Consider the following 14,336-nt stretch of genomic DNA (forward strand, 5'->3'; position numbering starts at 1 on the left):
AATACCCACGGGCTACTCCCGCGCCTGATATAAACAGCTTTCCGGGTGTTCCTATTGGAACAATCTGCAGGGAATCATCTAAGATGTAAATCTGGGTGTTAGAAATAGGTTTACCGATAGGAATAACTCTTTTCTCTACAGCATTTCCTTTTGATTGATAAATAGATACACAAACGGCGCACTCTGTAGGACCATAAGCATTATAATATTCAATTCCTGATGCTGTAACTCTCAGGGCTGTACCGGGATCAGCTGATTCTCCGGCAGTAATAATACATCTTAGTCCTGAGATATCTTCACTGCTTAATAAAGCTAAATAACTCGGAAGAAAAGTTACAACGGTTGATTGTGTTTGTTTTAGAAATTGTACAAACTCTTCTTTATCCTTAATGGTTTCTTCACTCGGAATACACAAAGCAGCACCACTGTACAAACTCATCATAATCTCTGATATGGAAGCATCAAAAGCAACAGAAGCAAACCATACCATTTTATCAGCTTCGGTAATTTCAAAAGTCCTAATCTGGTCTAAAGACATGTTTATGGTACTGCTATGCTCAACCATTACTCCTTTAGGTTGTCCTGTGGAACCAGATGTGTAAATTACATATGCTATATCTTTGGCTGAAATAACTGCATTGATATTTTCGCAACCATTGAAATCTAAATCTACTGATCTTACAGCTAATGTATCGCAATTATCAATATCTAACTTGACATTATCAACTATTAGTAATTTTAAAGCACTGTCCTTTATCAAATAGTCAACTCTATCTTGGGGATAATTAGGATCTATTGGCAAATAAACTGCGCCTAACTTTAATATTGCCAGTAATGAAATGATTCCAAAATCAGATTTAGGTAAAAGAACACCAATTATGTCTCCATTATTTATAATATATTTAGAAGAAATATAATTGGCTAACTGATTGGCTTTTTCGTTTAATATAGAATAGGTTAATTCCGATTCTTCAAATACAACAGCAATTTTATTTGGCGTTTTAGCGACTTGCTCTTGAAATAAATCAACTATTGATTTATCATTCGGATAAATTACAGCAGTATTATTAAAATCTACTAATAATTGATACTTTTCTTTTTCAGACAGTAAACTATAATCCGATAAGTTACAAACAATATTGTTTTCTAAATTAACTACAAACTGCTCAAAATGTTTGACCAGATACTCAACAATTGTATTCTTTACAAAACCCTCCGCATAAGAAACGTTAATCTCTATATTTTCATTCTTATTTATTCTTACATTAAATGAAATACCATTACAACCTAAATTAGTTTCATTGTTAATCCCAATACCGTAATTAGATAAAATACTTAAATCGTTAAAACCTATCTTTTCGGATAAATCATCCTTATTATAGTCTGAATACTTTAATGTCTCTAAAAATTCATATTTTACTTTTTGAAGATATTCTTTAAATGATGTATTTAAATCTACGGGGAAACACATAAACAAAGACTTACCTTCATCATACTTTGACACAACGTAACCATCAAATTCACTAATTAATCTCCTTAGCAAAAAAGAATAAATTGCACTTATTAGAGTATATTGAGCGATTGGGTTTTTATTGGTAAGGGTATTAAAATAGTTTAGTTCCCTGGCATTAATAATGACACAAGGCAGATTATTTTGTTTCTGTTTGATCCCAAGAACTTCCTCTCTATTTAATGTTTTTTTCTTCCAATATTTTAAAGCCAAATTAACGTTACTTAACTCCGTATTCTTATCCATAAATTTAACATTCATATTTTCCAGCAACTACGCTGCGACCATTTTTTAAACAGAATTTCAAACTAATTAATGTAGTTTTTCAATTTCAATATTCCAGCCTGTGGCTAAGATGTGAGATAACTTTTGGGCTAATTAAAACCATAAGTGTTGCATAGGCCTGAGAAAATTTCTCCGGCCTTTTGTTGCAAGTCCATAAGTTGATTGATGTTTTAAATTATTACAAACAGATCAAGTTCGCTTGGAAAACATTGTGTTTTCTTACTTAAACACATTAATCATTTTTCTAAATCCAAATGATATCCCAGAACACACTCCCAATACTGGCATGACAAGAGATATTCCTTTAATTGGCCATAAACCACCGAAATAAAATCGACGAACGAAATAATTTGAAAAATCTCCAAATTTGTATAAAGGGCTTTTCCAACAATGCGCATAGGTAAATCCTACTTCTCCATCAACTGGAATAACTGCATGATGCCAATATGGAGGAATATATAAAGCGTCACCCTCCTCAACACAAGCAATGATTGGTTTTAAATCAATATTATCCAGGGTTTTTCCGGATAAATTAAGTTCTTCAATAAAGAATTCTGTTACCTTTTTTACATTTGGCATATCAGGAGGCAATAAAACTACTTTTTTTGTACCATTAATCTGACACATTAAAGTTTCATCAATCAAATGATGATGCCATGCAGTAGATGCTCTTCGGTACATAAAAAATCTTCTATGAGCGAATCCTCTTGGTTTTATCGTACTAGAAAGAAAAGAAAAACCCGGTATTTCTTTTATTAACTTTGAGAACTTATTGTCTTCTGTGATTGTTTCAGCTGGTATGCTAAAAATATAATCCTCATTTCTATGAAGTCGCTTTATCGCATCATGAAACGAAATATCCTCACTGTCTTTAAGAAGTCTTTCTCTGTCAATATGATTCATATGAGGAAATATTTTAATTTCAAAATCGTCACACACTGACAGCCAATAATCGGGGTCTTTGAATTTTTGTACTGCCGGCCAATTTTTTACAGCTCCTTTTACAAGGCATGGCTTGTTATATGATACCCAATTCTTATAAAAAATTTCTTCGGTTAACTCACTTGCATTAACAACCGGTACTTCACCGGCATGTTCAATTCCAGGGATAATTGAGAATAAATCATCCCCAAAACCATCAAATTTTGTTTTTACTTTAGGCTCTTCAACAGTATTTTCCATATCTATCATTTTTATGTTATTGTTATTAATATTTTAACTCTTTTGGGTAAATTATTTAATTTTTTACTTATCATACCTTTTTGATGTTCTCCTACAACTCAACGTAAACCTTACTTTAAAATATGCTGTTTGTAGAATAATCCCTCATGAATAATATTTACTTTTAGATCAATAAGGCAATTTAGAACTAAAGCAAATCTTACTCTTAAATGCGCAGAATCGAAATTCATTCTTTAAAATAAAAAGCCCCAATACTGGAAATAAATACCGATAAGAACTAATGAAAATAAAATTGTCGCGAGAATGCTTCTCTTTGAAATAACCTTAATTTTAAGTAAAAAATAGAATACTGAAATTATCGTAAATAGTAGAAATATCCATTGAATAACAAAGAGATACGCAAACTTATTTGGTATTCCAAAAGCAAGTATGAAAAAATTGTCACGAGCTGTACTGTCAAAAGCTAAAGCAAGACCAATAATAGCTAGCAAGCCCAAAGCAGAACTAATGATAAGTAAAATTTTCATTAATTTATTTTGAATACTATCTTTTCTGTTTCTAATAAGTGTGTAACAAAAATTTAAAATTGATATCAATAAAATAATGATCGCAATAAGAAAGGGAACAAAAAATAGTGGGTTAACTTCCTTTACACTATTAGCAAAGTTCGAAACCCCATCACTAACTTTTACATCTGTAACAAAATGAACTTTATTATGTAATTCAAATTCTTTTGTATCCGGTTTTTGTGCAGAATTTTTTACAAATCCATCTACAATATTAAATCCAATACCTGAAAAACTAGGTGCATGTCCGGAAATTGGAGCATTTACAAGAAAACCATTTTTGAATTTTTTTACTGTATTTTTTCCATTTGAAGCGGGAGTAATTGGATCAAATGCTCCGGAAAACACCAATACTGGAGCCGTTAATGTTGATAGATTAGATAAATCATTTAAAGTTGGCTTATCTTTTCCTAAATTCCACTTATCACATACTAAAAAGTCCGATTTATAAAAAGATAATCCACCTTTTAGTTTTTTATAATTAGCAGCATCTTTATCAAATGCCGAAATTGAATTATTAGGTATTGCCTCGTTACAGCTCACACAATAATACTGCCCATAATCTAAAACTAAAGCAGCTGAAAAAGCAGCTACTAAAGAACTCAAGGTATTTTTATTGCCTTTGTTAAATTCGGTAATTAATAAGGGTAATACCTCTATTAATTTCTCATTATATAACGCTTGTTGAATAGAAATTTTAAAATCCTCTACATTATAAGTGAACTTTCCGGTAGGGATTATTTTTTGACTTACATTAACGGTAATAGGATTTTTACTCAGCTTTTCCAGTGTTTCATAATAAGTCTCTTCTAAATTAGGATAATTTTTATTGCAATTAGGATCATTTTTACATGCATCAAAAACTTTTTCAAGACTATTCATGTAATTTGAGGTATTATGATTGTAATACTCTCTGATATCTGAAACTGAAGAATCTAAAATCAATGATTTTATATCCGCAGGAAAATCATTTGCATAAACCTGAGCTGTATAGGTGCCATAAGACACTCCATAAACATTCCAATTATTATATTTCAAAGCAGTTTTTAGAGCATTTAAGTCTTTACCGATTGATTTACTATTGTAGGCCTGCAGATCAATATCCCGACTTAACAGATCTTGTTGACAGGACGTCGCAGCGATAATTTTTTGCTGCTCATCTTGTGAAGCATTTTGGTTTTTTGCCAGTATTTCTAAAAATTTCTTTCCTAAATCAGGACAAAATTTAGGCAAAGAATAACCGGTACCTCTTATGTCCATTAAAACAATATCACCTCTTTTTCGTAAAGGATGTTGTAGCCACATCCAGATTGCACTAATACCACTAGCTCCTGGTCCTCCGGCAACAAATACAACAGGATTTGCATCTATATTTTTTGAGGTACATTTTAAAATTGCAACTGCAATTTTTATTTTTTTTCCGTCTGGCTTATCCCAATTTTCAGGAACATTTAAATACTTCCATTCTATAGTTTCTTGTGTCAGAATTTTATCCTCAGCAAAGAAAGACTTTGTTTTTTCAATTTTATAAGCATTGCTTTGAGAAAACAAACATGTTGGGAAAAAACAAAGCAACAAAATTAGTCTTAGTAAATTTTTCATTATTAATTAAATTATTGGATTTATATTATATTTTTTTATTGATATTTCACTGATATTTTCTTTTAGTGAGATATAACATTTATATTTTTTGTCTATTTCTATTTTCTTTAAAGAAAATTTTTCATCATTGATTGTAGTTGTATTATCTAAAATCTCAAATGATTCGAGAGGAATTGTCAACCCAGAACCATGCGCTTTTATGACAGCTTCTTTTTGAGTCCAGTAATCAAAGAAAGCTCTTTGCTTATTCTTTGAAAAAGTAATATTGTCCCATTCCGTTTTAGTCATCTGAAATCTAAAATCCTCTATTTTAATATCTGAGATCATTTCAATATCAATTCCTACTTCATGCTCGCTCCCAAATACACAAACCACAATTTCTCCGGAATGTGAGATATTAAACCGGATTGAATTATCTTCAAAATAAGGTTTGTTATATTTTGTATGTTGCATTACTTTATCGTAGGCATTATAATTGTATATTTCTTCAATGCCTTTAAACAATAATACTCTTCCTAAAAGCGATAATTGTGCGTCCTCCCATCTTCTATATCGTTTGATTTTCTCTTGATAATGGAGTGGGAATTTTGGTAAGTCATTTTTCAATAAACTTTCGTGATTTTCTTCAGATAAATAAGAATAGTAGACGTAAATCAAAATTGTAAGTGTTAAAAATTAAAATCAAAATCGAAGGGCATATTCTTTTCAAACTCTAATTTAAGATCTATTAAATCTATGTCTGTAAACGGGGACTCGCATATATCATTTAAAAGATTACTATACTTTTGAGCAATAATTTGAATTGTATCATCTTCAAATAAATCACAATTATAATCTATACTACAATTCAGTTTATTATCATTTTCAAACCAATTAAATGCAATAGGCATTCTGCTGTATTTGTGCTCAACCGGATATGAAACTAATTTAAAATCATTAAATGCGTCTATAGCATCAAATGACAATTCCGGATTCTGATAAACCAACATAACATCAAAGATAGATTGAGGTAATTTGTCAAAAGGAATGTCCTGATAATCAGATATCAATAATAAATCGTTTTGAGTACTCCTCAATATATCAATGAAAGTTTGCCCTGACTTTATTTGCGTTCTTAAAACAAGCGTCTTGACAAACATTCCAATCTGATCGTTTAAAGCTGGTATATTTCTTCCTGCGTTCACTGTGCCTATACAAATATCATGATGGTTGGAAATTTTAAAAATCAAAAAATTTAATGATGTCATTAGAACTGTGTATAATGTAACTTGCTGCTCAAGTGCTATTTTTTTTAGTTCTAAAGTTGTATCAGCAGTTAGTTCAAACTGAAATCTATTTGCATTTTGCTCGTTATTTTCTGTACCAAAGTCTCTTTCAAAAGAATCTTTATACTGATATTTTTCAAGGTATTTTTTCCAGAAGATCTCATTTTTAATGGCATTTAATTTCAAATCTTCATTAAACCATTCTGTATAGTCTTTAAATTGAAAACTTAATGTATTTTCTTTTGGTATTTCTATAGTGGCGTTTTCATCGTAATTGTTAATAAACTCTTTGACAAAAATTTCTAATGATAAACCATCCATGATAATATGATGCGTCGAAAAAAGCAGTATAAACTGACCAGTTTCTAACTGAAGAACCTGAACTCTGAGTAGTAAATCTGTTTCTAGTATAAACTCCTTATTACTGAATTGATTTATAGCTTCCGCAATATTTTCGGTTTTTAGTTTAATACTTGTAATTTCAAAACTGTCTGTATCTAAAGAATTAATCTTTTGATAAGGAATTCCATTGATTTCAATAAAATTAGTTTTCAGGACCTCATACTTACTAATTATAGTATTTACTGATTTTGCAATTTTATCCAAATCTACAATGCCTTCTATCCAATAAGCTGCTGACATATTGTAAGCTATTGACATGTTTTTTTGTTGGCATGCGAGCCAAATATTATTTTGTGAGGGTGTTAAACTATAAAAATCTTTAGATTCACATAATGGTATGGCAATACATAAATCCGGTTTAAGCTCCTGAAGATAACTTGACAATAGCTCAATTGTGGGATAATCAAAAATAGTTTTTACAGAAATAGTAAAAGAAAGCTCCTTCGCAATTAATCCTGCCAACTTAACTGCGTGTAATGAATGTCCTCCAAGTGCAAAGAAATTATCATTTACACTTATGGGCGCTTTGCTATTTAATATTTCTCTCCAATAGTGAGATAGTTTTTTTTCTAAAATGGAAACAGGAGCTTTAAAATCATCCTGATTTACATTTTGTTCAATCTCTCTCTCCAACAAAGATTTCCTGTCTATTTTTTTATTTGGAGTAAGCGGAAATTCTTCCAAAGTAATGATTGTATTAGGAATCATGTAGTAAGGAAGATTCATTTTCAATACTTTAATAACTTTTTCTGAATCAATTACGTCATTATTCATTAAAATATAAGCTACCAAAAAAGGATCTTGCTGATTCACTTTTTTAGCAATTACTACAGATTCTTTGATTCCTTCTATTTGATTTAATTGTGACTCTATATCTCCAAGTTCAATTCTATACCCACGTATTTTAACCTGATTATCATTTCTTCCTAAAAATTCTATTTCCCCTTTATCATTCCATTTACCAATATCTCCAGTTTCATATAATAAACCAGAGGCTTCAAATGGATTTTCTATAAATTTCTCCTTTGTTAATATTTCATTATTATAATATCCTTTTGCCAAACCATCACCTGCTATATAAATTGCGCCCGGAGTTCCTATTGGTTTAGGGCTTAAAAATTTATCTAAAATATAAAACTGTGTATTGTTTATTGGTTTTCCAATATTAGAAGATTCTTTTGGGTGTTCTATTTTTCGTAAACTGGACCAAATAGTAGTTTCAGTAGGCCCATACATATTCCAGATTTCTAAACTATTTTCAATTAACTTTTCTGCTAATGCTTCACTTAATAAATCTCCGCCACAAAGCACTTTTAACTTCTTACTTCCTTGCCAATCTGCATTAAACAGCATTTGGTAAAAGCTTGGTGTAGCTTGAATTATAGTTGGCTGTATCTCTTTTATTTTTTGAATAATCATAAAAGGATCCTTCAAAACTTCCTGAGTTGCAATATACAAAGTGGCTCCGGAAATTAAAGGAGCAAAAAACTCTAAAATCGAAATATCAAATGAATAAGTGGTAACCGAAAATAATATATCATTTGAACTAACTCCCGGTTTTTGTTGCATACTGCACAAAAAATTAAGCAATGATTGGTGTCCAATTTGAACACCTTTCGGATTTCCTGTGGAACCCGAAGTATAAATTATATATGCTGTATCATTAGAGCAAATTGTTGCGGATCGATCACCGCTAAATTTGTTAATATCTGCCAAAATATTTTCTAATGGCAATATTGTTACATCATCAGCTTTTTCTAATTCATAACCTTTTTCGTTAATAACGATTTTACTTTGACTATTATTGACAATATAATTTAAGCGTTCTTTTGGGAAGGAAGGATCTAAAGGAATATAAGATCTACCCGATTTTAATATCCCTAGCAGAACTATCACCATATTTGCAGACCGTTCTAATACAACGGCTACAGGTGATTTATCTTTATGTCCATAAACTTCAATAAGATATTGAGCTATTTGATTTGATAACTTATCAAGTTCTGCATAAGAATAAGATTTATAGTCATCCTTAATTGCTTCTTTATTTGGTGCTTTTTGTACTTGTGCTTCAAAAAAGTCTATTATTGTTTTGTCTTTCTGGTAATCAACGTTTGTATCATTGAATTGACTTAACAATTGATATTCTTCTTTTTTAGTTAAATAAGTTAATTCTTTTAGTTTTTTATCAGGACAATCTAAAACATGATGAACTAAATTTTCAAAATGCTCAGCAATCTGTGTTATACTAAAATCATCAAAATAATTCAGATTATAATCAAAATCAATTTTGACATCTTCCATCTCATCAAACTCTCTAATATAAATAGCTAAGGCTACACGCTCAGATTGATGGCTTAACGGAATTACTTTAGTTTGAGTATTTAAAAAATGGTTTGCATAATCTTGTTTTTCATAAGAAAGTGTGATATTGAATAATCTTTCTTTTTGATTGTACAATCCAAGTTCCTGAATGAGTTTTCCTAATGGTAAACGCTGATGGCGATAATCCTTTCGTAATTGATTTCTAATGTCAAGTATTAAATCTTGAAAAGTAGCATTAAAATCTAATCCAATTCTTAAAGGGGAAATCCCCATAAAAAGTCCGACTGTTTTTTTGTAAGCAGCTTTATTTCTGTTTAATACAGGCAAACCAATAGCGAAATCATTATTTTCATGTTTTCTTCCAAAATAAGAATACAGAATGCCCAAAATCAAATGAAAAGAGGAACATTTATAGCTCGAAGCTAACGCATTTAGCTTGTTATATACCTCTCTTTTTATAACTAATTCTTTACGACTGCTTTTATTGATTAGTGAAGATTCAATCTTCTTTTCAAACAAATTCTCCGGTAACGTTTTAAACTTTTTAGACCAATATTTTAAATCCAGATTAAATGATTCTGAGTTTTGATATTGAAAATCATCGATTGAAAAATCCTTATAACTAAAAGGATACATTGATTTTACTTCATTAAACTGAGAAATTTCATTATAGTTTCGAACTAATCTTTGAAACATTAATGAAGTTCCCCAACCATCAGTTATAATATGATGATAAACGGAAAATAAATAATACAGATTTTCATTAACTTTTATCAAGGTAAATACATGAAGAAGATTTTCTCCGGATAAATTAAAAGGCTTCATAAATTCCTTTTGCATATAACTAGTCGTTTGCCCAATCGAATCTGTGCAATCTGAAAAATCAACAAATCCTAATTCTGATTGATGTTCATCCAGTAATTTAATACTGATATTTTCTTCATTTTTTATAATGATACTTCTATAAGCATCATGCTGATTAATCAATTCAAAATATGCTTTTTTGAATATCTCAGGATTTACTTTTCCTTTAATTTCGATTTTTGCCCCAATATTATATATAGGGTCATTAGGAAACAATAATTGTTCGAAATAAATATCTTGTTGTGGTAATGTCAATTTCATTAAAATCTATTTTTACACTATTTCCATATTGAATCCAACTCTATATTATCAGTAATTTTTTTATCCATGATAATTTTACCGTAATCAAATTTTAAAATTCTGTCAGCATGTTTAAAATAAGTATCATCATGGGTAACTGCTATAATTGTTTTACCTTCTTCCTTTAATTTTGGCAATAGATTTTCATAAAAATATTTACGGAAATGAGGATCCTGATCTGCAGCCCATTCATCTAAAACTAAAATTGGTTTATCTTCTAACAAAGCGAGAATCAATGACATTCTTTTACTTTGCCCTTTAGAAAAGGATCGTCTTGCAGATTCTTCATCATCATCAACGACTACTTTATCCATTTTCATCAATTCCAATAACTCTTGATAATGTTTGTTATTTTTCAAAGTAAAATCATCATAGTTAAATGAAAATATATGATTTTCTGTAAAAACAGCTGCCATTGTATCTTGCAATTGTGCCTTTGAATTTACAATAGTATTATTCATCTGAATTTCTCCATTAGACGGTTCATACAGACCCGTCAACATATTAATAAAAGTACTTTTACCACTGCCGTTTCCTCCAACAATAAATATGGTCTCACCACTATTAATTGTCACATTAACAGGGCCAAGTATGAAATTTTTTTCTAATAATTCGTTTTGATGATTAAACTCTATATCACTAAATTTTAATGATGAAAATTCATGATAACCAGTTGCAACATAAGGCTCTGTGCTTTCATTCTTAAAATCATTTAAAAAATTTACAATCCTTCTATTAGCTACCATAAAACGAGTATATATACTCTGCAGGTTTATCAAATTATTGATTGGCCCATTGATAAACAGCAGTATAACTACATAAGATAATACATCCTCTTTTTTTAATAAATTAATAGCCGGTAATAAAAAAAGAATCACACCAATAACCATGTAAAGACCATATTGACTAATTAGGTTAATAGATAGAAAAATGTAATTTACTTTAAGGTCCAGCTCTTTTGCACTTCCTCTGTTTGGATTAAGATGATTATTTCTTAAATTATCTCTCCTTTTAGGATTAATTTTCAGCTCTTTAAATCCTTTTACAATATCTTGTACATATTTATAATATTCATCATTGTATTTTCTTAATATGGCTATTTTAGGTGACATCATATTCATCACTAAAAAATATATTCCCCCAATGCCAATGATTAATACCACTATCACTAGTGCTCCATAACCTGATAAGGTAAAGAGATATAACATACAAAGAAGCAGCATCAATATTGAATTAATAGATTGAGTAACTACGTCCGGAAGTAAAGAAAATACCCGTATATCTTCAATAGCTGTATAGAAACGATGTGATCCCATTTTTTCGAGGGTAATCAAAGGGGTATTTAAAAATTTGTCAAAAATTTTCCTTTCATTTTCATATAAAATCTTATACGAATACTGGTTTAATCTTTTTTGAAAAATAATATTCAATAAATAAGTATAAACTACAATTGACCCGAAGACAATTCCCATGTAATAACCTTGAAATTCAATATTACCTGAAATCACATTATTGATTATAAATAAAATTCCGAAACTCAGAATTGTGTTAGGTATTGAATATAAAATCAGAAATAGAATATTCTTTGCTGAAATTTTTAACATAATTAAATGGTTAGTTTCTGTGTAAGATTTTTAAAATATTGTGTAAAAAAAGTAGCATGCTTGAAAATAAAAAAATGATTTCCCTTCATCTGAGTTATAGAAATTTTTTCATTTGATTCCTCTTCCCAACCTTGCATTTCATCTTCGGTAGATTCTTCAGAACCATAGAAAACATCAATAGGAATATTCAGTTTATTTTTTTTCTGATATTTATATACTTCAACAATCGTAAGATCTGCCTTTAGAATAGGAGTAAAAAACTCGATTAATTCCTGATTATTGATTAATTCATCAGGAATACCACCAATTTTAACAACTTCATCCCAAAACAAATTATCTGGTAAGTGACAAAATAGATTTTCTCTTTTTGTAACTGGTGGTTTTCTTCCGCTCACAACTAATTTTGCAGGTTTTTGAAAGCCTAATTCTTCAATTTTTTGGCATAATAAATACCCTAGCAAAGCCCCCATACTATGCCCATAAATAATATAATCCTGATGTTGAGATATTTCAGATTTAACTTTTTGAAATAAATCCTCAATTAGCGAATCTATATCAGTAATCAGGTCTTCACCCATTCTAAATCCTCTGCCCGGATATTCTATAACAGTAAAGTTTTCGATGTTTTTGGCAATAATTTGAAAAGAGTGCTTGTTTCCTCCTGCAAAAGTGAATGCTATAATTTTCATTGGGCCGATAATTTTAATTTTGTTTGATTAAGTCTTTTATTTTTTTTTAGATATTACATCTCATTAAAGAGTTATATAGCAGTTAATTTTTCAGGATTATATTTAATATTATTAAAGGTGCAAAGAAGCTTTTCTTTCTCTTCTCCTGATAGATAATCAATAGCTGCGATAGGTTGGTGCGATTGTTCTAATAATTTTAAAAGCATAATTTTATAATGTTTCAGAAATTGCTCCATCAAATCATTATCATAAACATCACTATTATACTCTACTATACAAGAGAGCCTATCATCTATTTCTTCAAAATATAATGATAAATCAAACTTACTGCTGGCAACTCCATAATCTATTATGCTATCTGCTATATCATTAGTCAATGTAATGCTCTTCTTTTTATCGCCGTTATTTTGCAAAACAATTAAAACATCGAAAATGGCACTCCTGGAAAAATCTCGTTTTAAATCTAATTCTTCTACCAGACGATCAAATGGATATTTTTGATGTGTATAAGCATCTAAGGCTGTTTGTTTGACATTTGCATATAAATCATTAAAACTATCGTTCCCTTTTACCTCATTTCTCAATACAAGGGTATTTAAATAACATCCTATTTGATTTTCTAAATCAAAATGCTCTCTCCCCGCAATTGGACTTCCAATAATAATATCTTCCTGCCCTGTATATCTATAAATCATTGCCTTAACAGAAGCTACTAAACCCATGAATAATGTGCCTGAATTTTGCTGACAATAGTCTTTAAGTTTTGAACTTATTTCCTTAGATAAATACAATCCTAACATGCGTCCTTTATTAGTCTTTTCTGCCGGACGTTTATTAAAAGTTGGCAATTCTAATATTGATAATTCTCCTGAAAGCTTAGTTAGCCAGTAATCCCTGTGAAGTTGAGATGACTCTTCTTCCAATTGCTTTTTTTGCCAGGCAGCATAATCTTTATATTGAATTCTAAGATGTGGTAACTCTGGGTTTTCTCCTTTTTTAAATGCTTCATAACAAGTAAAAACATCTTTTATAAGTACATCATTAGACCAACCATCACTTATTATATGGTGAATATTATAATAAAAAACATATTTGTCATCTAATAATTGAATGAGTGATGCTCTTAATAAAGGTCCTTTCTCTAAATCAAATAATTTATAGGAATCTTGTTCGATATAACTCTTTACAAATTGTTCGTTTTCTTCTTTTCCTCTGAAATCTAAATAATTGATCTTAAAATCTAATTCCTCTTTAGATAATATCCATTGTCTGATTTCTCCGGAATCATCTACTTTAAATACCGTTCTTAAAATTTCGTGCCTGTCTACAACATGATAAATAGCTTTTTTAAAACTTTCTATATCATAATTCCCATTCAGTTCGATATAAGCCGGCATATTAAAAGCAGCTGATTCTTCTTCAAATTGACTTAATACCCAAAACCTTCTTTGAGAATCTGAAATTATATAACTTTCGTTGTCTTCTACTTTCTGAATTTCTACGTATTCATTTTTCTTAGAAGCCTTTATTAAATCCGAATGCGATTCTAATGTTTCGCTAATAAATAAATCTTTTAAAGACATTTTTACGTCGAACACCTTGTAATATTCACTTATTAATCTGGTAATCTTTAAACTATGTCCTCCTAATTCAAAAAAGCTATCTATTACTCCAACCTTTTCAATTCCTAATACTTGCTGCCATATTACAACCAGTTTTTCTTCTGTTTCATTTCTTGGTGCCAC

The 14,336-nt window shown here is 29.9% G+C and carries 8 protein-coding genes; all 8 read right to left on the reverse strand.

The window, feature by feature from the left end; translation table 11 throughout:
* A partial coding sequence (locus LPB88_RS23445) for an AMP-binding protein (protein WP_230718183.1) occupies positions 1-1,756 on the reverse strand: 1,756 nt, incomplete at its 3' end.
* Positions 1,757-2,014: 258 nt separating this feature from the next.
* Positions 2,015-2,977: a cupin-like domain-containing protein gene (locus LPB88_RS23450; protein WP_230718186.1), complete on the reverse strand. Its 963-nt coding sequence runs from the start codon at positions 2,975-2,977 to the stop codon at positions 2,015-2,017.
* Between the two features lie 233 nt (positions 2,978-3,210).
* Positions 3,211-5,145 (reverse strand): alpha/beta fold hydrolase, encoded by a 1,935-nt coding sequence (locus tag LPB88_RS23455; protein ID WP_230718188.1) that lies wholly within the window; start codon positions 5,143-5,145, stop codon positions 3,211-3,213.
* Between the two features lie 6 nt (positions 5,146-5,151).
* A complete protein-coding gene (locus LPB88_RS23460) occupies positions 5,152-5,802 on the reverse strand; it encodes a 4'-phosphopantetheinyl transferase superfamily protein (protein ID WP_230718189.1) in 651 nt (216 codons plus the stop codon).
* A gap of 11 nt (positions 5,803-5,813) precedes the next feature.
* Complete coding sequence (locus LPB88_RS23465) at positions 5,814-10,259, reverse strand: non-ribosomal peptide synthetase (RefSeq protein WP_230718191.1); 4,446 nt, start codon at positions 10,257-10,259, stop codon at positions 5,814-5,816.
* Between the two features lie 17 nt (positions 10,260-10,276).
* Positions 10,277-11,902, reverse strand: coding sequence for a cyclic peptide export ABC transporter (locus LPB88_RS23470; protein WP_230718193.1), 1,626 nt, complete (start codon positions 11,900-11,902; stop codon positions 10,277-10,279).
* A gap of 2 nt (positions 11,903-11,904) precedes the next feature.
* Entirely contained in the window at positions 11,905-12,591 is a 687-nt protein-coding gene (locus tag LPB88_RS23475; RefSeq protein ID WP_230718195.1) for a thioesterase II family protein, read from the reverse strand.
* Positions 12,592-12,662: 71 nt separating this feature from the next.
* Positions 12,663-14,336 (reverse strand): condensation domain-containing protein (locus LPB88_RS23480; RefSeq protein ID WP_230718197.1); only part of this gene is annotated, 1,674 nt, incomplete at its 5' end.

This window comes from Flavobacterium sp. JAS, from assembly GCF_020991455.1.
Classification (GTDB): Bacteria; Bacteroidota; Bacteroidia; order Flavobacteriales; family Flavobacteriaceae; genus Flavobacterium.